Origin of the sequence: Caldalkalibacillus mannanilyticus JCM 10596 (assembly GCF_000615945.1) — a bacterium.
GTDB classification, from domain to species: domain Bacteria; phylum Bacillota; class Bacilli; order Caldalkalibacillales; family JCM-10596; genus Bacillus_AT; species Bacillus_AT mannanilyticus.
This window is the reverse complement of record NZ_BAMO01000043.1, coordinates 11,351-30,860: the sequence shown is the minus strand read 5'-3', so window position 1 is coordinate 30,860 and position 19,510 is coordinate 11,351. Positions and strand designations below refer to the sequence as shown.

Here is a 19,510-nt window from a genome sequence, read left to right as displayed (position 1 = left end):
CCTCCTCAATTAATATTTTTTCTGAAATTTATTTCTAAAGTAAATAGCCAAGGAGTTCATTAGAAGGAGCATTCCTAATAATACAATGATTCCAGCTGCTGCTACATATTGAAACTCCTCTTGCGGTCTTGAAATCCAGTTAAAGATCTGAATGGGCATAACCGTAAATTTATCTAGTGGTCCTTCTGGAGTAAAGGCAACAAAAGTTAACGCTCCAATCATGATCAGAGGAGCTGTTTCCCCTATTGCTCTAGACAAGGCTAGGATATTTCCCGTTAAGATACCGGGCATAGCTGCAGGTAAGACAATACGGCGAATGGTTTGCCACTTAGTCCCCCCTATGGCAAAAGATCCATAGCGCAGTTCATTTGGTACTGCTCGAATCGCTTCTTGAGCAGCAACGACAATAATAGGAAGAATTAATAACGCCATGGTTAATGAGCCTGCTAAAATGCTTCGACCTAAATCCAAGTAACGAACAAATAAGGTTAATCCTAAGATTCCAAATACAATAGAAGGTACTCCTGCTAAATTACTGATATTAATTTGAATAAAGCGAGTGAACCAATTCTTTTTCGCATACTCTTCTAGGTAGATGCTGTCCCAACTCCAAGAGTAAAAGCAATCGGTGCAGTCAGCCCCACCATCCAAATCGTTCCCCAGAAGGCAGACTTGATCCCAGAGTTTTCAGGTTTACGAGAGGGATAGTTGTTAAAAAAATCCCAGTTAAGCCAGCCAATACCGTTCATAAAGATATCGATTACCAAGGCAGCTAATACCATAATTCCAATAAGAGTACTACATAGAAAAAACCCATATGAAAGCCGATTGTACCAACTACGGCGATGCAGATTTTCCTTAACCTTCTCCATGGATAGCTTCATGATTAGTACTCCTCCTTAAAACGTTTCGCAATCCAGTTAGCAATAATGTTCATCGCAAATGTAATGACAAACAAGGTCATACCTACTGCGTAGATCGTATAATAAGCTGTACTTCCAAAAGGTGTATCCCCTAAACTAACTTGTACAATATAAGCAGTTAATGTCTGAACAGGCTGCAACGGATCAAATGTTAAATTCGGCATAGCGCCAGCCGCAATTGTAACGATCATGGTTTCACCAATGGCTCTTGAAATAGCTAAAACAAATGAAGCAATAATTCCAGACAAGGCTGCTGGTACCACAATCTTAATAGCCACTTCTAATCTTGTTGAGCCTAAGGCGTAAGCTCCCTCTTTTATGGCTCGCGGAACAGAAGTCATGGCATCTTCACTGAGGGAAGCGATCATAGGAATAATCATAATACCTACAACAATTCCAGCACTCAAAGCATTAAATATTCCGACTTCTGGAAGGAAATAGCGTATGATTGGAGTGACAAAGGACAAAGCAAAGAAACCATAAACAATCGTCGGGACTCCTGCTAATACTTCTAAGATAGGTTTAATGATCCGACGAACACGATCTGGTGCATATTCACTTAGATAAATAGCACTTGCTAAGCCAATCGGCATGGCAACCAAGCTTGCTATGGTTGCTATGAGCACTGAACCTGCTACAAGGGGAAGAATCCCAAAGTTTTGAGGTTCAAATAGTGGAGTCCAATTGGGGTTGGTAATAAATTCGATAAAGGATACTTGACCAAAAAAATGAATCGTTTCTTTAAGAAGAGTATAGATAATTCCAAAGGTAACTAAAATAGAAAGCGTCGCGCAAATGAACAATAGTTTCGGTATAAGAAATTCATTGAATTTGCTTACTTTCATTGACAACCCTTTTTTTTGCTTAATTTCTTCACGAACGGAAGGGTATGGTGTAAATTTTTTAGGTTCCATAACTCGTTTCCCCTTTCACAAAACGGCTGAATCCTAGCATGGGCTCATTATACATGCATGAAAAGTGTGATGTTTATTACACCACACTTTTTTAGCATTCGATTCCAACCAGGCTAAATTAACTTATTCTATTTCAATGCATCTAACAGCGCTTTATTCTCATCATAAGTAACTTGAGGTAAGTTGATGTATCCAACTTCAAGAGCCAACTCTCCTACATGCTCAAGTAAGTAATATAAATAATCAGCAACCTGTGGCTTCTCTAAGAAAGACTTAGTATTAACATAGATGAAGATAGGACGTGAAAGTGGAGCATAAGATCCATCATTAATAGTTTCTTCAGTAGGAAGAACAGCTTCTCCACCAGCTTCCTTGGCAATCGCAACAAGATTTAGCTTATCTTTGTTTTCTGCGTAGTAAGCATAACCGAAGTATCCAAGTGCATACTTATCTTCTGAAATTCCTTTTACTAATACATTATCGTCCTCAGATGCAACAAAGTTCGAAGTGATTGTTTTTTCTTTACCGATAATCACTTCATTCCAGTAATCAAATGTACCAGAGTCTGTTCCAGGTCCAAATAACTTAATCTCAGCATCAGGATACTCAGCACGAACTTGGTTCCACTTTGTTACTTCACCTGTCCAAATCTTTGTTAGTTCTTCCACTGTTAAATCCTTTACAAAATCATTATCTTTACTAACCACAACAGATAATCCATCATAAGCAATCGGTAACTCTACATACTCAATTCCATTTTCTTTCGCAATAGCTGCTTCCTCATCTTTAATATGTCTAGAAGCATTACTGATATCTGTTTCACCAACTGTGAAACGTTTGAATCCTCCACCTGTTCCAGATACTCCTACAGTGACACGAACATCATCTTGAACTGAACGATATTCTTCTGCTACAGCTTCTTGAATCGGATAAACTGTAGAAGACCCATCTATTTGAACCTCTCCAGATAATTTCTCATTATTTTCTTTCACTACATTTTGATTTTCCGTTTGAGTTTGCTCTTGACTTTCTTCTGGTTGTGAAGATGTTGTTCCTCCTCCACAAGCGACAGTCACAATCGCAAGTAAACCTACAATAAATAGAACCCCCAATGTTCTCAAGTGCTTCTTCATATTTCTCTTTTCCTCCTCAAATGTCTACATTTTTTTCTTTACATCCTTATCATACAAGCTATACTTTAAGCCTATATGAATGAAATATTAAGAAATTGTAAAGAAAGTCCGCAATTCTTCATCAGAGTTTGATTTTTTGAGTCAAGAATGAACACAAACAAAAAAAGATAGAAGTCTTAAGACCTCTATCTTCTGTGATGCTTTTTGTTCTATTAGTTAGTTTAGATAGTTAGTTTAGAATGAACGATATTGTTCAATTAGATCTAATAACTCAGCAATATGCTCGCCGATAATAGGTAAGGTAATCACATGATTAAGCAAAGTGAACAACAGAGCTAAGAAAATGGCTGTTCCAAGAGTAAATCCTAAGCCACGAGATAAGCCTGCTAACAAATTTACCTTAATCACTTCTTTTTTATCAGTAAAATGATAAGCAATATCCCTTAAGTTTGACTGCACAATGATCGTTTCAAGATTTTTCACTTGTTTTTCGAGCAGGGTTACTTGTTCATTTAGCTCTTCTTTTTGAGTGCTTTTCACCTGATCACCTCATTCCATTACTCTATATCATCAACTTCATTATCAGGACTATCATCAGGTACGTTCACTTCATATTGCTTGTTTAATCCAAAGAAGACTTCTAGGATTTTCTTCGTGATGATCTGTGCGTGAGCAGGTTGACCCTGAGATTGAGATTTTTGCGATTCAGGAACGATACAAGCAAAGGCAATCTGAGGGTTATCCGCTGGTGCATACCCGACAAAAACAGTATTATTTAATCCTGGTTTCCCATTCTTAACCGTTTGGGCCGTTCCTGTTTTCCCTGCTACCTTGACTGAAAAGTTGCCAAATGTACCGGCTGCTGTTCCTCCTCCTGATGCTGTTACCATTTCCATCCCTTTTTGTACTACACGAATATGTTCTTCACTCATATCAATGCGATTTAGGATCGTAGGTTCACGCTGCATAATCACCTGACCCAATTCATTAGAGCTAGGTGCCCCACGTCGAATTTCTTTAACCAAATAGGGTTGAAGACGATATCCTCCATTAGCAATAGTGGATACATATTGTGCTAATTGCAAAGGAGTATAGTTATGATATTGTCCAATCATATAGTCAGCTAATAATCCTAAACGAGTATCATTACTTTTATAACCTTCATATTCATTCGGTAAGTCAATTCCAGTTTTGACACCTAAACCAAACTGTGAAAAATAGTAAAAGGCTTCATCAAAGGCTTCCTTGCGATAATATCTGCCGTTATTATAATTTGCCATCTTTAGCCCAATATTAAACATATAGATGTTTGAAGATTTTTGAATAGCTTCATAGGCATTTACAGAACCCAGCGGCTTCCAAGATCTTTTGGTTAAATTTCCGATTTGCATTGGGCGATCATTGATTCTCGTTTGGGGAGTAACAATCCCCTCATGTAAGCCCATTAGTACTGTAGCCATTTTCACTGTAGAACCTGCTGCATAGGAAAAGCCCCCTGTCCCCACCGTTTTTATACTATTGGACATTCCTAAGATTTCTCCCGTATTAGGATCCATCGCTACAAAATAAGCTTCATTAACGATATCATACCTCTTAATGGTATCTTCAATAATATCCTCTATAGCTTTTTGGAGTGTTAGGTCGATTGAAAGAACTAAATCATTTCCTCTTTGTCCCATTGTATGCACAGGTTCACCAATGGGCTTTTGCTTTTTATCAACATAGACCTCAATAACCCCTTCTCTGCCTCTTAGCTCTTCTTCATATTGCTGCTCAATATAACTGGTGCCAACCATTTCATCCATTCGATATCCTTTAGATAAGTAATAATCTACATTCTCCGCCGAAATGGGTTTGACTGTACCTAGAAAGCTTCGAAATACACTGCCATATTTGTACTCCCGAATTGGATCTTCTATAATATCTACTCCTGGAAGTTCATGAAGATGCTCAGCAACACGAGCCATCTCATCCTTGTTCAGTTCTTGTTTAATTCTCTGAGGTCTGAAAGCAACTCCTTCTTTCAGCTTTTTAAAAATCTCCTCCTGCTCCATATCAATAAGAGGAGCTAGCTTTTCAGCAATCTCTTCCCGGTTTTGATTCAAGGCAGCATTTAAAGTAAAAACAAGGGAGAACCCAACCTCATTGTAAACCATGATTTCGCCGTTTCTGTCCATAATCCATCCTCTAGGTGCTACAACAGAAACTTTTTTGACAGAATTAGATTCTGTTTTATTAAGGTATTCTTCCCCTTTCACAATTTGTACATAGCCCAAACGAAAAACTAAGGCAGAAAAAAGAAGAAAGGTAATTAAGAAAAGGACACTCAGTCTTAATGAAAGGTGATTTAATTTCTTTTTATTTGGCATATCCATAACATCCTTTATGATTTAAATCATTTATATTTTTTGTTACTTATTCGTACTTACCCTATTATAGCACGAATGATTTTTGCTTCCTATCGGTGTGCCTGTGTCAATGTTAAAAGATTATTAAGCTTCTATGATTAAAAAGAAGAAAAAATTAACTTAATCATCACAATAGCTTCATAATCTGCCTTTATTATTGAATTATATAGATAAAAGGAGGTTCATTATGACCAAATTCGTTTGCTGGATCACTGACCATGATAGTAAATTATTTCACTATGTCAATCAGTATTTAAAATGTAGCTTTTTAGATTTGGTTATGCCACGAATTACTCATCTAGGTGGAGCATCCTTCTGCCTTGCCTTACTACTTCTATTGATCTTTAGTACCCCCGATCCTTATCGCTTATGGACCTATCAAGCCTTGCTCTCCCTTATCTTAAGCCATCTGCTTGTCCAATTCATAAAGAGGATCATTCCTAGATTAAGGCCATATATTCGTTTTCCTGAGGCACATACCCTCCCTAACCCGTTAACAGATTATTCTTTTCCTTCTGGACATACAACGGCTATTTTCTCTATTTGTGTCCTATATGTCCTTCATGTTCCTTTCTTGGCTTTTTTTCTCCTCCCACTCGCATGTCTTGTGGGCTTATCACGGATGTATTTAGGATTGCATTATCCCACTGATTGTTTAATGGGGGCTTTCTTAGGGTCTTTCACCTCAATAGTGATTGTAATCATAGGGGGAATGTAACAATGGATCCCAAAATCATCATCCTATCTGAAGCATTTGGAGCTGGTCATACGAAAGTAGCGGAGGCAGTAAAAGAAGGAATTAAACTGACAAAACCAGATTGGCAGGTCGATGTCATCGAGTTAAGTTATTGGTTAAGACCTCATCTCAGTCGAGCCTTATCTCAAGTCTATCTGAAAACACTCCAATACTCTCCACGCCTCTGGGGACTCATGTATCAACAAAGCTTAGATAAACCAGTGATGCCTAAAATTGAGTTTCTTTTACATCGGGTTCTCTACACACGCATCATGCATTTCATCCATACCTATCAGCCTTCATTGATTATCTGTACTCATCCATTTCCCAGCACCGTGATTTCAAGATTAAAACGTATGGGACTCAACATCCCTTTATACACCATTGTTACAGATTTTGCGATACACGGTTCTTGGGTCTCTGATCAAGTAGATAGATACTTTATTCCCTCACCTAAGCTTACAAATGAGCTTGTATTAAGAGGGATCGAGCATAGTCAGATTTTTCCGATGGGGATTCCTCTTCATCCTCACTTTTGGAGCAAGAATAATAAACAAACAATGAGACACAAACTAGGTTTAGCTGATAAACCAACCATTTTATGTATGGGCGGGAGCTTGGGAATGGGAATTTCTAATGAATTTCTACATACTCTTCTGCCCTACCATAAAGAGATTCAATTCATGATTGTGGCAGGAAAAAACAAAAGCTTATTTCAATCCATACAGACACAAATATCTAAAAATAAAGTGAATGTTCAGCTCTATGAATATGTGGATCATATCCATGAACTAATGGATGCAGCCGATTTAATCCTTACGAAGCCTGGTGGAGTTACATGTGCGGAATCAATCATTAAACGTCTTCCCATGCTAGTAGTGAATCCTATTCCTGGACAAGAGGAAAGAAATCTTCATTTTATGATGGAAGAAAGAGCAGGAGTATTGATCCAGAATCCAACTGAACTTAAACATGTGCTAAATAAATTTTCTTTACATCCAGAGGCGGTCACATCACAGTTTCATGTTCAGCCTTTTTTTGCTGCAAATGGAGTCGTAGATGAACTGATCCATTCACTTTCCTAACATCATTTTATATTCAATGATCAAGGGAGCAACTATTCATTGACTCCCCTTGCTTCACTTTTTACCCTTCATTCTCTTCAAATTTTGATATATCTTTATTCGCACCTATAACCACGAGAATATCATTTGGCTCGATAACATCCTCTGCTCTAGGTGAAATATTTAGCTCTTCTCCTGTCTTTATCGCCATAATGTTGCAGCCATATTTAGCTCGGATGTTAAGTTGAAGCAGTGATTTCCCAACCATCTTTTCACTTGCTTTAATTTCAACTAGGCTATAGTCAGGAGACAACTCAATAAAGTCTAATACATTCTCTGATATTAAGTTATGGGCGATTCGAACTCCCATATCTCGTTCAGGATGAATAACTTTGGTTGCACCTATTTTAGATAAGACCTTTTCATGATAATCATTCTGTGCTTTCACAGTAATAAAAGGAAGTTCAAACTCTTTTAAAATTAAGGTGGTCAGAATACTTGCTTGAATATTGTCACCAATGGCTACAATAACATGATCAAAGTTACGAATTCCTATCTCTCTTAAAGCAATTTCATCCGTAGAGTCTAGTTGAACCGCTTGAGTCACAATATTCGCAAATTGACTTACTTTATGTTCACTCGTATCTATTGCAAGGACTTCATGGCCCAATTCAATTAGGGTTTTACAGATACTCCCACCAAAACGTCCCAATCCTATTACAGCAAATTGCTTTTTCATCGGTTCCCCTCCTCTTTTTCCATTTTAGCGAAGAGAGGTTGTTGAGACAAGCAATATGATCAGAACTATAGTATAAAAGACTCCATTCAAAAGACTAAAGCTTAATCTTTCTAATGATAAAATAGAGCAGTAACTGAGCATTTCCTAAAGCAATAATAAAGTAAGGCAGACTCTTCTTTTCTTCAAAAAAGGTGATGAGTGCCATAAACAAAAGAATACTAATGATCCTCCCTGCATTCAGGAACAGCTCTCGCCCCACCACATATTCAATGCGCCATTCTGCTGCATGCTTGGCTTTCCCGATAATATCATAGGTCATTGATATAAAAGGAACCATTAATATAGGAAAAGCAATAGAAATGACCACTCCATAAATCATTAATTTGGTAAAAGTTAAATGAAAAGCAATAATCCATACAGATAAGCTTAATAGAAGAGCACCAGCTAAGATTGATTTTATTCTATATTTTTGGGATATAAATCGTCCTGCCAGATAATAGACAACAAACGAGATAGCAGAAGTCACCAAGCTAAATGTTCCTAGTGCTAATTCGGTTCCTGCCGCAATATAGATCCAAATAAAAATTAAAAAAGCAAACGATCCTTCTCTAAGCCCTTGGGCAAAATTGGCCAGTAATATCCTCTTCCAATTTCTTGTGATTTCACTCCAGCGTAAAACATTCATTAATTTAAATTTTCCCTCAGCAGACCTTCTTTTTAAGAAGAAGCTAAGAATAATGGCGACAACAAATAACCCTAATGAAATACCAAAAATCAAGGTATATCCTTTCATGCCTTCTAGCTTGGTGATTAACCAACCCGCTAAAAATGGACCAATCATTCCTGCAAATGATCCCAATAACCCAAAAAAACCGTTAAATAGATCTCTTGTTTCTGGCTCTGTAATTTCAAAGGTCAGGACATTAAAGGCTAACCAATAAAAACCAAAACCTATTCCCAAGAGAACTCCTAAAATAATCACATATTGGACAGCTAACTTGCCTAACAATAAAACAACCAGATAAAAAATAGATAGAGAAAATACTCCAAGTCTAAGGACAATGATTCGATCAACTTGTTTCGCCCATCTCCCTGCAATGATAAAAACAATGGGCTGAGCAATAACAATCGAAAGATTATAAATCGCAATGGTCATATAATCGCTCTGCTGCTTCCACAAATAGATGTTGACGAATGTATTAGATAAAGCCACACTTAATGAATAAAGTCCACCTATCAATAAGAAGTAATTTAAATTACTTTACTTACTTTTGTCTTGCCCATTTACGAAACTGTCCTACTTTGCCCATGTTCAGTCTCCTTCCCCTGCCAGAGTCAAAAATTATTTTGGCTTTTTCCGGATACATTTATGCATATCCTTTCCAGACAAATAAATCCTTGTTCAATTTTTGTTAACGATTTCACAAAAATTTATACTTTCTTATTCAGTCAAAAAAATAGCCCTACACGATTCATTAAGAATCATGTAGGGCTATTTCTATTTTAAACGTACAATCTACAATTATTTAGCTGCTTCAAAACGCTTATTCACTTCATCCCAATTAACAACATTAAAAAATGCGTTAATATAGTCAGGACGTTTATTTTGGTAATTTAAATAATAGGCATGCTCCCAAACATCAACACCTAAAATAGGAGTTTTGCCCTCCATCAGTGGGCTATCTTGATTTGGTGTGCTTGTTACTTCAAGCTTTCCATTATGAACGACTAACCAAGCCCAACCACTTCCAAAACGAGTCAATCCTGCTTTAGTAAATTCTTCTTTGAAATTTTCAAAGCTTTCGAAAGTAGAAGTGATCGCATCAGCGATAGAACCCTTAGGCGCTCCACCACCATTCGGAGACATAACTTCCCAGAATAATGTGTGGTTGGCATGTCCACCACCATTATTACGAACAGCTCCACGAATACTTTCTGGAACAGCGTTCATATCCGCAATAAGGGCCTCTATACTCTTTTTCTGAAGATCTTCATGCCCTTCTAAAGCAGCATTCAGATTATTAATATACGTAGCGTGATGTCTTCCATGGTGAATTTCCATTGTTTGCGCATCGATATGAGGCTCAAGAGCATTATGTGCATAAGGTAATGCTGGTAATTCATGTTTTGCCATGATTAACTCCTCCTTGGTATGTATTCTATATCTTACTTCATTTATTATTATAGCGAAGATGAACTATTTTACAACTTCTATGCTTAGTCTTGACAAGGAAAACTAAATTTTCTCATTCTTCATTTAAAACAACAGTTATTCCGTACCTTCTAATGGCTTTATTAAAATTCTCGTCCCATCTACATTTTGAACAACAATTCTTGTCCCTTTCTTAATCCACTTACCTTCCGAAATAGCACTATACATTTTTCCATCAACAAGAATACTTCCTGAAGGGCGAAAATCGGTATCAGCAATTCCTTGTTTACCAACTAATCCAGCATACTCCTGGTTCATAGAGTTATAGCCCTCTTCACTAGTAAGGGCATCGTGAAGAGCTAATTTAGACCATAAATCACGCCGAGGAAAAAGCTTGAGAAAAAGCGAAGAACTAATCGTTCCTAAGACGAAGGCTGTAATCACCAGTAAACCGTACAAAAGGGTCGGCGAAGGCAGAGCAAGGGCAATTAACATTAATATAATCCCTATTCCCGCTAATGTCCCGTCACCAATTACCTTTCCATCTAATACAACTAATAATATACCTACTAAATAAATTCCAACAATCCAAAAAGCTAGCCCCTCTTGTACATGAGCCGTGAAATAAGCACTGATGGTTAGTAGACCAGTGATCGCAAATAAAAAGCGCCCCTTCACCAATACCTCTCCAAACAATAACAAAGTACCAATAAAAATAACCAAGAAGCCACCGATTGGAAGAAAAATAATTTGTTGTAGTGCATCCATTATTGATCATCTCCCTCTTTGATCTTACTTATACTTTCCCATAATGTAGACTTCCATCAGATGTGATTTTTATTCCCTGATGGTTAGAACGGGATTAACATTTCCATACTTATTCATACGTTAGTAGATCATTCAGGTTTCAAAAAAAAAACACTTATGTAGATGTACAATAAGTGGCGATTCTAGGGTATAGTATGTAAGTAAGGCATTTCCCGCGAATGCCGTAATTCCTTTATGTTTCTGAAACCCGCTCTCGCAGGTGGGCTCTTTCACTTAACCTTCCATCGTCCACTATGATACAGAGGCATGATGTTGGGGAAAGAATATTAAGATCCCTTCAAAATAGTAAGGTTCGAAACATAAGAAGGCTCACGTACAATGCAGGAGCACCTTGTTTTCTGTTCAATTAGATTGTATCTTAAAGTATTATTTGAAGCAATCTCAAAATAATGGTAGCATGAAATTATTGCAGTCAGGAATTTAGTCAGATAAGTTGGTGATATTATGTATCAAACTTTAGGTAAAGATGAACTATTGTTATTAGTAATTAAGCATATCAAAGATAATCATTACAAAGAATTTCATGAGCTGATTGATGAACTTCACCCTATCGATATTGCTGAGATTTATGTGGAATTACCTGTGAAACATCATGCCAAGTTCTTAAGCTTTCTTTCTTTAAGACAAATGGCTACTTTAATACAGGAATTAGACGCCAACTGGCAATTAGATACTTTACAAAAAATTGGTATAGAACGTTCCTCCAAGGTCATGAATTACATGGAGAATGATGATGTTGCCGATATGCTGTCCAATATGACGGTTGATGAAATTGAAGAATTACTTGCTTCTATGAGGGAAGAAGAGTCTAAGCATGTTCAGACGTTAATGCAATATCCCCCAGATACAGCTGGAGGTAGGATGACGAATCGGTTTGTATGGATTCGAAATTATTATACGGTTACAGAAGCGATTGATAAATTACGCACATTTGCTGATTTTGCCGAAACCATTTATTATCTCTATGTCCTAAATGAACATAAGAAATTAGTAGGGGTTGTATCCTATAGGGACTTAATTTTGGCTTCACCAAATGAAAAAATTGATAACATTATGTATAATCGAGTTATTTCAGTCCCTGTTGACATGGACCAAGAAGAAGTTGCTTCTATCATCCAGAAATATGACTTTATCGCAATCCCAGTCGTTAATGACCAAAATATCTTATTAGGGATTGTCACCATTGACGATATCATGGATATTGTAATTGAAGAGGCAAACGAAGATATTGGGCGCTTTGCAGCCACAGGCGGGAAGACCATCGACTTCAATACACCTATTTTCACGGCTGCGGCAAGACGCCTCCCTTGGTTAATCCTGCTCTTATTCATTGGTCTTGGAACTGGACTGATTATGAGTCGGTTTGAAGAAACCTTGGATACCGTTGTCATTTTAGCTTTTTTCTTGCCACTTATTGCAGGAATGACAGGGAATACAGGGACTCAATCGTTAGCCGTTGTCATAAGAGGGCTCGTTATTAATCAAGAAATGAATCGTTCTATTGTCTACAAATTGATTGCCAGAGAATTTGGTGTTAGTTTATTGATTGGTATTGTCTGTTCCTCTCTAGTCGGTGTGATATCTTATCTATGGCATGATATCTTTGCTTTAAGTTTAGTGATAGCCTTCTCTCTCATGCTTTCATTAATCGTGGGTACACTTGCCGGAACCATTATTCCGCTTATTTTATTCAAACTAAAGGTGGATCCAGCAGTAGCCTCAGGACCTTTTATTACAACCATAAATGATATCATTTCTTTACTGATTTACTTTAAAACAGCTGAGTATTTCTTGCTCCCTTATTTTACTTCTTAAAAACTCCCTTCATTGTTATCCAACTAAAAAAGCACCACATTCAGGTAAACCTGAGATTGTGGTGCTTTTTTTATTTTTTTTAGTACATTCACGTTTTCCTTCTTCTTACCCCACTCGCTTCGCTCCAAGGTAGGTCCTGCTCCAATATTTAGATTTTTTAGCATTAACAATATGAACACCTTTAGAAGGAGTGGTATGAATGATATTTCCATTTCCCATATAAATCCCAACATGTCCTACTACTTTATTGCTTTGATACCTTCCCGGCCAGTAAAAGAAAACAAGGTCTCCTTTTTGTAATTGAGATACGGGAATAAACCTGCCTTGATTAGCTTGTGCTCTTGAAGTACGCGGTAGGGTAACCCCATGTTGTCCAAAGACATGCCTAGTAAAGCTAGAGCAATCAAAAACGCTGGTGGTACCCGTGCTAGCTCCAAACTTATAAGGAGTCCCAAGATAATTCCTTGCAGATCTTATGATACGATCAGCCTGCGCCGCAGAAACTGTAGGGATATCCTCTGCTCCTTCTTCTACAGGAGCCTCTTCTAAATTTTCATTTCCAGGAAATTGAAACTCTTGTTCGGCATTTCTTATTGTCAATCCTTCATCTGTATGACTTACATTATATCCCATACCTAGGAACTTTTCTACGTCATCTATAGAAATGTAAGTATCGTCTTCTATTGTGATGACCGGCGTAGATAAAGTAATCTCTTCTCCATCAACAGTCGCTTGTGCAGAGTCTTTTGTCACTTGATGAATAACATCTGTAAAACCTGCTTGAATCGTATTTCCTTCTTCCTCGACCTCATAATCTAATAAAGTAAGAATTGCTTTTACAGCTACATATACTTTATTATTTAGTTCCCTGGAAGTAACCGAGTGAGAATCCTCATTTATTTTTATGGAAACCTGCTTTACTTCCGTGTGATTTAAAGAATCTTTTGCTGCATTTCCTTCAGTTTCCTCATTGATCCCGTTACCTTCACCTTCCTGATTTTCTTGCTGTTCAACCTCAGTAGGAGTTCCAACTTGATTGGGTTCAACAGCTTGAGCACCAAATGATTGATTCTCCTGATTCAAGGTTTGATTTGGTCGGTTTGGAGGAACGATTTGTTGAGCCTCAGGTCCCCGATTGGCTGGGGCACATGCTGTCATCAAAAGGATTAAAATCAATAAAATAATAAGCAAGCTACTTCTATTGTTTCTTATCATCATTTGTTCACTTCCTCATGTTCAGATTATAACTATATAATCTGAAATAAAGGAGGTTTTCATCCAAAGTAAACGCAGGAAATTATTGCCTTAATTTTTCACAACATCTTCCTGTTTTACTTCCATGATAATAGGAATAATCATAGGTCTTCTTTGGATTTTTTTATAGATAAAAGGCGCAATTGAATCAATGATTTGAGATTTAATGTTAGACCAACTTTTTACTTTTTGCACCATTAAGTCATCCATTAATGATTTAATTTTTGACTCTGTTTCCTTAATAAGATCCGTCGATTCTCTAACAAAAATAAATCCTCTTGAGATCACATCCGGACCCGATAAAAGTTTAAAGTTCTTCATATCAATAGTCATGACAATGACGATCAGTCCATCGTCTGAGAGCTTCATTCGATCCCTTAGAACAATATTCCCTACATCTCCTATTCCATGACCATCTACTAGCAAAGCTCCAGCATGAACCTTCTCACCAACGCGCGCTTCTTCTTTTGTAATGTGAAGGACCTGACCATTTTCTAATAAGAAGCCATTTCCCTTTTCAACACCCACTTCTTCAGCTAAATCCCGATGTTTGACAAGCATACGATACTCCCCATGGATTGGTATAAAATACTTAGGCTTTAAAAGTCTAAGCATCAATTTCATATCTTCACGACTACCATGCCCAGAAGCATGGATATCAAAGCCTTTTCCATAAATAACATCCGCCCCCATACGAAATAGCTGATCGATGGTTCGATTCACGTTAAGCGTATTTCCTGGAATAGGCGAGGAAGAGAATACAACCGTATCTCCAGGAATAATTTGAATGTGGCGATGTGCTCCACGAGCAATCCTTGCTAAGACCGCCATTGATTCCCCTTGGCTTCCTGTACAGATGATCACGATTTGATGATCTGGAATTCGGTTAATTTGATCTCCTTCGACTAGAGTTCCTTTAGGAACCTTGATATAACCTAACTCCTGTCCAATCTGAAACACTTTTTCCATACTCCGACCAAATACAGCAATTTTTCTTTTATACTTTACCGCAGCTTCTACTACTTGTTGCAAACGATATACATTTGAAGCAAACGTAGCGAAAAGAATACGTCCTTCTGCTTTTTGAAATACATCAAAAAGAGAGTTTCCTACTTTTTGCTCTGAGCCAGTATATCCTTCTCTCTCACTGTTTGTACTATCGGACAGCAAGGCTAAAACTCCTTCTTTTCCGTACTGAGCAAGCGCAGTATAGTCTGTACCATGACCAACAGGTGTGAAATCAAACTTAAAATCTCCTGTATGTACAACATGTCCCTCAGGTGTTGAAACAACCACACCTACCGAATCAGGAATACTATGATTCGTTCTAAAGCAACTAACCGTTAGATGCTCAAATTTAACGGGTTTCTCGCTGGAAAACGGAATCATTTTCGTTGTTCTAAGTAGACCATGTTCCTCCAATTTAGCACGTACCAACCCCAAGGTGAGCCTCTCACCATACAACGGAACATTTAATTGTTTGAGTATGTATGGTAATCCTCCAATATGATCCTCATGACCATGAGTTAGAAATATCCCTTTAACTTTATCTTGTTTTTGAACTAAGTAGGTTACATCCGGAATAATTAAATCTATACCAGGCATATCTTCTTCTGGGAATTTTAACCCACTATCAATGACGATGATCTCATCTCTATATTCAACAACATACATATTTTTTCCGATTTCATCTAAGCCACCAAGTGCAAATATTTTTACCGATTCTTTTTTCACGTTCTCAACTCCAGATATTCTAGTTTTTATTCTTATGCTTTACTTTGTTTCGTCTATGTCATCCCGTAAAGAATTTCACTATTTCTATTATAATGTAAACCTTCGTTCAATAAAAGTTTTTCCACATTCGCCTATATTTTTTCCTATGTATCACATTTTTTTACCTACAGACATACATGTATCAAGAAAGGCTCTCTTCGAAGGGAGGTATAATGATTGATCAATAAGCACTACAGAGGAAAAGCCAAGCAGATCGGTTTTTTAATGGGAGCTGGTCCCCGGGCCCCCATGCCAGGACCACCCCCTTATTATGGGCCCATGAATCCAATGCCTTTTCAATTTCCTGGAGGAGGCATGCCACCTGTTCAACCTCCCCCTCCCCCAACAGGAGGAGGCGGACTACTCCAAGGTTTAATGGGGGGAGCTGGTACGTTTGACATACAATCCATGATTGCTAATGCCCAAAAGATGATGGGAATTATTAATCAGGTCGGTCCCATTGTAAAAAATGTAAGTCCTATGCTTCAAATGTTAAAAGGGTTTGGTGCTGTCCAATCAGCATCAGAAGAGAGTGATGATTTGCTAACAGATATTGTTGATGATCAGCCTAAGGAAGTTAAAACAAAGAAGAGAAAAGAAAGCGGAAACCAATGAGAAAAAACCGCAAAAGAAAAGGTAAAAAGAAGGTCTTACCTTCTTAAATAATGATTAGTAAGCTTGGAGGAGAATGAACTATGGGATTTTTATTTGGTCCTCAAAGACCACCATCCTATTATAACCCTTATCATCATCCATACTATTCACCAGGATACCCAACGCCCTATGAACTACCTTATGACGGAATGGGAGCTCATCAGTACACAAATGTACCCTATACTCATCCCCAATCGCCCCCTTATTCGTTTCCTTATTACCAAAATGATCCTTGGTCCAACCTGCCTTTTAACGAACCTAACTTATATCACTATCCAGTATATCCAGACTATAGAGCTACTTCTCAGCCCCATTCACCCTATATATCGGCTCCATTTATCTATGAGGAACGAGAGGATACGATCCACAATAACCATTAACCCCTTATCTTCAACCTAATTAGGAAAAAAATAGAAGCTAATTCCTGTCAAAGAATTAGCTTCTATCTTTTAAACACCATTTAATCACTGCATCTACATCATCTACCTATTAAACAATATTCACCACTTGCTGTTGAATCGCATAGATAATAGCCTGAGAACGACTCTTAACATTTAATTTTTTATAAATCTTATTCACATGAATTTTTACTGTCTTATCACTGATACATAGTGTATCTGCAATTTCTTGATTAGTCTTTCCATCAACCAACAAATAAAGGACTTCCAGTTCCCTTGGTGATAAGCTGTCATGATTCGTTTCCTTTTTATTCGTTTCCATATTAATCGTAGGAGTGTCCACAGCTTCTTTTTTGAGCACAGTGGGAAGAGATTGTGTAGAGCATAGGGTTATTAGTTTTTTAGCCATAGATGGTGTCAGCATCGACTCCCCATTAGCTACAACTCGTACAGCTTGTACTACTTCCTCAGAAGGAGCATCTTTCAATAAATATCCGCTTGCACCAGCCTTTATTACAGCAAATAAATATTCCTCCTTATCAAACATAGTCAAAATCAAAACTTCAGTATCAGGTGATAGTTGCTTAATAATCTGGGTTGCCTTTACTCCATCCATTTGTGGCATATTAATATCCATTATTACTACATCCGGCTTTAATTTTTTAGCTAGATCTATAGCTTCTACCCCATTTGTAGCGATCGCAATGACTTGCATATCTTCTTCCAACTCAATGATACGTTTCATTCCTTCTAGTAACACTGTATGATCATCAACTAATAAAACTTTGATTGCCATCTTGAAAATCCTCCTTTTCATTTATAAATGGAATACTTACGATAATCTCGGTCCCTTTTCCAATTTGCGAATTTATTTCAAAACTTCCGTTGTGCTTGCTGACAAGTTCATTCATGTTCAGTATCCCGAAGTGTTTTTCATGTCTATTTCGAATCAAGACTTCACTTAAAGTAAATCCAACTCCATTATCACTAATCAGCATCTCTACTTTATCTACATCATATTGGAGAAACACCCCAACCTTACTTGCACGGGCATGTTTATAGACATTCTGTAATGATTCAGTGACAACAAGAAACATTGCCTCTTCAATCCTGTTTGAAGTCCTTTTTTGATGCTCACCTGCTGTCTGCATCCTGCATGAAATACCCGTAGCTAGCTGGAATTCCTCTAGCTTAGTCTTCAAAGCTGATTTTAGACCCACAGTTTCGATAGGATTTGGTCTTAAAGCATAAATCGATTGTCTTATTTCCCTTAAACTCACTCTTAAGCTATGTAGGCTTTCTTCTAACCATTTTTTAACCTGCTCCGGTTTATGTTCAAAAAAGCGTATTGATGTTTCTATTTGCATAGCAATAGCAGCAATTGATTGAGCAATTCCATCATGTATTTCTCTAGCCAAACGATTGCGCTCTTCAACAATGATTCTCTTTTCTCTTTCACGTATTAATCGAGTGTTTTTTGTAGCAGCAGAGGCTTGATTGGCTATGGTTTGTAAAATAGTCTGATCTTCTCTATAGTAGCTATAAGGGCGCTCTTTCCCCACCACAATCACCCCTATAACCTCATTTTCTAGGATAATCGGAACGGCCAATACAGCCGTCATCTTAAATTCACTAGACTTTTCTCCTGAAAAGTTTAATTTCGGGATGAGAATAGACTCTTGTTCCTCTAATACCTTACTAGTTACCAATTGTCCGATAGACAAATAAATAGACCTATTCTCATTTATTTCATAACCAAAGACTCTTTTTGGAATTAGATTTTCGTCTTTCTTTTCATAAATGATACCAAAAGTATACTCGATGACCTTTGATACTGCTTCTTGTATCCCATCTAATACTTCTTCTTCATCAATACTTTCATTCATTTTTTTTGAAGCCAAAAACAAAGTTTCTAATTTGTTTTTTTGAATGATAAGCTGTGTGATCACATGGCTTAGTACAGAAATCGAGATCAAGGGTAGAAAAAAGAAAACGACACCTATCACATCTGTAGATCTACCCTCATAAATAAAGAAATGAAACATAAAACCATAAAGCATGCTAACTACAATACTAAGTGAAACAATTTTACATTTCTGATACCACATTGCAAATGTAAAAGGCTGAGGTCTTAACCATAATATAATATCGACCAAGAAATTGTTTATGAGGGTGTAGACAGATAAAAAAGATAATAAATGAATAAAGCCAACCTGAAAATTTAGGAACAAATGAGGAGTAAAGATTTCCGTAATAGTCATCGCACACCATAAGCTTATCGTGTAATTCATAATATTATAGATAAACACTGTTGGGTGCCTTTTAAATAGATCCAAAGCAAAGATGACTAAACTAAACATCATGACCGTTTCAATATAACCATAAAAATAAGTACAAATATACAGGATAGGAAACTCAAGTGATACTAAGCCAATGGAGATGGGCATCGGGAAACGTTTTAAAATGAATAAAAATAATAAAAGTAAAAAAAAGGTTAACCCATCATTGAAATTATTGATTCGCAACTCAAAAAATTGTATTTCATAGAATAAAATTCCTAAACCAAGAAGAATAATAATTAAACTAATTTTATTTGCCTTCAAATGAAACCATGCCTCTTTCTCCGATTACGATTCTTTATTTCCCATTGAAGCCTAAAATTAAACCCATAAAAACCTATTGGAGATATATAATTCTCTATTCTTACACCATAATCCTG

17 protein-coding genes, 1 other RNA gene and 1 pseudogene are annotated in these 19,510 nt (G+C 37.1%); 5 read left to right on the top strand and 14 right to left on the bottom strand.

Going from position 1 to position 19,510, the window contains the following annotated elements:
- Positions 1 to 9: 9 nt before the first annotated feature.
- From pstA to JCM10596_RS19640, 5 genes and pseudogenes are all read right to left on the bottom strand, one after another.
- Positions 10 to 884, bottom strand: a pseudogene (gene pstA, locus JCM10596_RS26625) (phosphate ABC transporter permease PstA).
- Between the two features lie 2 nt (positions 885 to 886).
- Positions 887 to 1,837 carry a phosphate ABC transporter permease subunit PstC gene (gene pstC / locus JCM10596_RS19655; RefSeq protein ID WP_025028585.1) on the bottom strand — a complete coding sequence of 317 codons (951 nt, stop codon included), beginning with the start codon at positions 1,835 to 1,837 and terminating at the stop codon, positions 887 to 889.
- 128 nt (positions 1,838 to 1,965) lie between these two features.
- Entirely contained in the window at positions 1,966 to 2,970 is a 1,005-nt protein-coding gene (locus tag JCM10596_RS19650; protein ID WP_025028584.1) for a PstS family phosphate ABC transporter substrate-binding protein, read from the bottom strand.
- 234 nt (positions 2,971 to 3,204) lie between these two features.
- On the bottom strand, positions 3,205 to 3,510 hold the full coding sequence (locus JCM10596_RS19645; protein ID WP_025028583.1) for a DUF5665 domain-containing protein: 306 nt from the start codon (positions 3,508 to 3,510) through the stop codon (positions 3,205 to 3,207).
- A 17-nt stretch (positions 3,511 to 3,527) separates the two neighbouring features.
- Positions 3,528 to 5,339, bottom strand: a complete 1,812-nt coding sequence (locus JCM10596_RS19640) for a peptidoglycan D,D-transpeptidase FtsI family protein (protein ID WP_025028582.1) — start codon at positions 5,337 to 5,339, stop codon at positions 3,528 to 3,530.
- A gap of 226 nt (positions 5,340 to 5,565) precedes the next feature.
- Here JCM10596_RS19640 and JCM10596_RS19635 point away from each other — a divergent pair, with 226 nt between their 5' ends.
- Both JCM10596_RS19635 and JCM10596_RS19630 read left to right on the top strand, forming a co-directional pair.
- Entirely contained in the window at positions 5,566 to 6,096 is a 531-nt protein-coding gene (locus JCM10596_RS19635) for a phosphatase PAP2 family protein (RefSeq protein ID WP_025028581.1), read from the top strand.
- Positions 6,097 to 6,098: 2 nt separating this feature from the next.
- Positions 6,099 to 7,199: an MGDG synthase family glycosyltransferase gene (locus JCM10596_RS19630; RefSeq protein ID WP_025028580.1), complete on the top strand. Its 1,101-nt coding sequence runs from the start codon at positions 6,099 to 6,101 to the stop codon at positions 7,197 to 7,199.
- A gap of 61 nt (positions 7,200 to 7,260) precedes the next feature.
- Here the strand turns inward: JCM10596_RS19630 and JCM10596_RS19625 are convergent, their stop codons facing one another.
- From JCM10596_RS19625 to ssrS, 5 genes are all read right to left on the bottom strand, one after another.
- On the bottom strand, positions 7,261 to 7,917 hold the full coding sequence (locus JCM10596_RS19625) for a potassium channel family protein (protein WP_025028579.1): 657 nt from the start codon (positions 7,915 to 7,917) through the stop codon (positions 7,261 to 7,263).
- Between the two features lie 94 nt (positions 7,918 to 8,011).
- The gene (locus JCM10596_RS19620) at positions 8,012 to 9,157 is read right to left on the bottom strand and encodes an MFS transporter (protein WP_025028578.1); all 1,146 of its coding nucleotides are present in this window, start codon (positions 9,155 to 9,157) and stop codon (positions 8,012 to 8,014) included.
- Positions 9,158 to 9,439: 282 nt separating this feature from the next.
- Positions 9,440 to 10,051 (bottom strand): superoxide dismutase, encoded by a 612-nt coding sequence (locus JCM10596_RS19615; protein WP_025028577.1) that lies wholly within the window; start codon positions 10,049 to 10,051, stop codon positions 9,440 to 9,442.
- Between the two features lie 135 nt (positions 10,052 to 10,186).
- Entirely contained in the window at positions 10,187 to 10,837 is a 651-nt protein-coding gene (locus tag JCM10596_RS19610; protein WP_051541391.1) for an NfeD family protein, read from the bottom strand.
- A gap of 205 nt (positions 10,838 to 11,042) precedes the next feature.
- A non-coding RNA gene (gene ssrS, locus JCM10596_RS28935) (6S RNA) lies at positions 11,043 to 11,227 on the bottom strand.
- Positions 11,228 to 11,341: 114 nt separating this feature from the next.
- Between ssrS and mgtE the strand changes: the two genes are divergently transcribed.
- On the top strand, positions 11,342 to 12,712 hold the full coding sequence (gene mgtE / locus JCM10596_RS19605) for a magnesium transporter (protein WP_025028575.1): 1,371 nt from the start codon (positions 11,342 to 11,344) through the stop codon (positions 12,710 to 12,712).
- 105 nt (positions 12,713 to 12,817) lie between these two features.
- On the opposite strand, the gene JCM10596_RS28255 is transcribed toward mgtE, so the two are convergent.
- Together JCM10596_RS28255 and rnjA are read right to left on the bottom strand one after the other, a co-directional pair.
- Complete coding sequence (locus JCM10596_RS28255) at positions 12,818 to 13,930, bottom strand: C40 family peptidase (RefSeq protein WP_025028574.1); 1,113 nt, start codon at positions 13,928 to 13,930, stop codon at positions 12,818 to 12,820.
- A gap of 87 nt (positions 13,931 to 14,017) precedes the next feature.
- Positions 14,018 to 15,700 (bottom strand): ribonuclease J1, encoded by a 1,683-nt coding sequence (gene rnjA / locus JCM10596_RS19595; protein WP_025028573.1) that lies wholly within the window; start codon positions 15,698 to 15,700, stop codon positions 14,018 to 14,020.
- Positions 15,701 to 15,916: 216 nt separating this feature from the next.
- Between rnjA and JCM10596_RS19590 the strand changes: the two genes are divergently transcribed.
- Entirely contained in the window at positions 15,917 to 16,354 is a 438-nt protein-coding gene (locus tag JCM10596_RS19590) for a YppG family protein (protein WP_025028572.1), read from the top strand.
- Between the two features lie 80 nt (positions 16,355 to 16,434).
- Positions 16,435 to 16,773 (top strand): hypothetical protein, encoded by a 339-nt coding sequence (locus JCM10596_RS19585; RefSeq protein WP_025028571.1) that lies wholly within the window; start codon positions 16,435 to 16,437, stop codon positions 16,771 to 16,773.
- Between the two features lie 109 nt (positions 16,774 to 16,882).
- On the opposite strand, the gene JCM10596_RS19580 is transcribed toward JCM10596_RS19585, so the two are convergent.
- Positions 16,883 to 17,587 carry a response regulator transcription factor gene (locus tag JCM10596_RS19580; protein WP_025028570.1) on the bottom strand — a complete coding sequence of 235 codons (705 nt, stop codon included), beginning with the start codon at positions 17,585 to 17,587 and terminating at the stop codon, positions 16,883 to 16,885.
- Positions 17,562 to 19,394, bottom strand: coding sequence for a GAF domain-containing sensor histidine kinase (locus JCM10596_RS19575; protein ID WP_025028569.1), 1,833 nt, complete (start codon positions 19,392 to 19,394; stop codon positions 17,562 to 17,564). The genes JCM10596_RS19580 and JCM10596_RS19575 overlap by 26 nt, the downstream gene beginning before the upstream one ends.
- Between the last annotated feature and the right edge of the window lie 116 nt (positions 19,395 to 19,510).

Excerpts from the sequence above, each read along its gene's own strand:
- JCM10596_RS28255 (WP_025028574.1), bottom strand. The coding sequence starts at position 13,930 with ATGATGATAAGAAACAATAGAAGTAGCTTGCTTATTATTTTATTGATT.
- JCM10596_RS19610 (WP_051541391.1), bottom strand. The coding sequence starts at position 10,837 with ATGGATGCACTACAACAAATTATTTTTCTTCCAATCGGTGGCTTCTTG.
- JCM10596_RS19615 (WP_025028577.1), bottom strand. The coding sequence starts at position 10,051 with ATGGCAAAACATGAATTACCAGCATTACCTTATGCACATAATGCTCTT.
- JCM10596_RS19585 (WP_025028571.1), top strand. The coding sequence starts at position 16,435 with ATGGGATTTTTATTTGGTCCTCAAAGACCACCATCCTATTATAACCCT.
- JCM10596_RS19630 (WP_025028580.1), top strand. The coding sequence starts at position 6,099 with ATGGATCCCAAAATCATCATCCTATCTGAAGCATTTGGAGCTGGTCAT.
- JCM10596_RS19635 (WP_025028581.1), top strand. The coding sequence starts at position 5,566 with ATGACCAAATTCGTTTGCTGGATCACTGACCATGATAGTAAATTATTT.
- JCM10596_RS19640 (WP_025028582.1), bottom strand. The coding sequence starts at position 5,339 with ATGCCAAATAAAAAGAAATTAAATCACCTTTCATTAAGACTGAGTGTC.
- mgtE (WP_025028575.1), top strand. The coding sequence starts at position 11,342 with ATGTATCAAACTTTAGGTAAAGATGAACTATTGTTATTAGTAATTAAG.
- JCM10596_RS19650 (WP_025028584.1), bottom strand. The coding sequence starts at position 2,970 with ATGAAGAAGCACTTGAGAACATTGGGGGTTCTATTTATTGTAGGTTTA.
- JCM10596_RS19625 (WP_025028579.1), bottom strand. The coding sequence starts at position 7,917 with ATGAAAAAGCAATTTGCTGTAATAGGATTGGGACGTTTTGGTGGGAGT.
- JCM10596_RS19580 (WP_025028570.1), bottom strand. The coding sequence starts at position 17,587 with ATGGCAATCAAAGTTTTATTAGTTGATGATCATACAGTGTTACTAGAA.
- pstC (WP_025028585.1), bottom strand. The coding sequence starts at position 1,837 with ATGGAACCTAAAAAATTTACACCATACCCTTCCGTTCGTGAAGAAATT.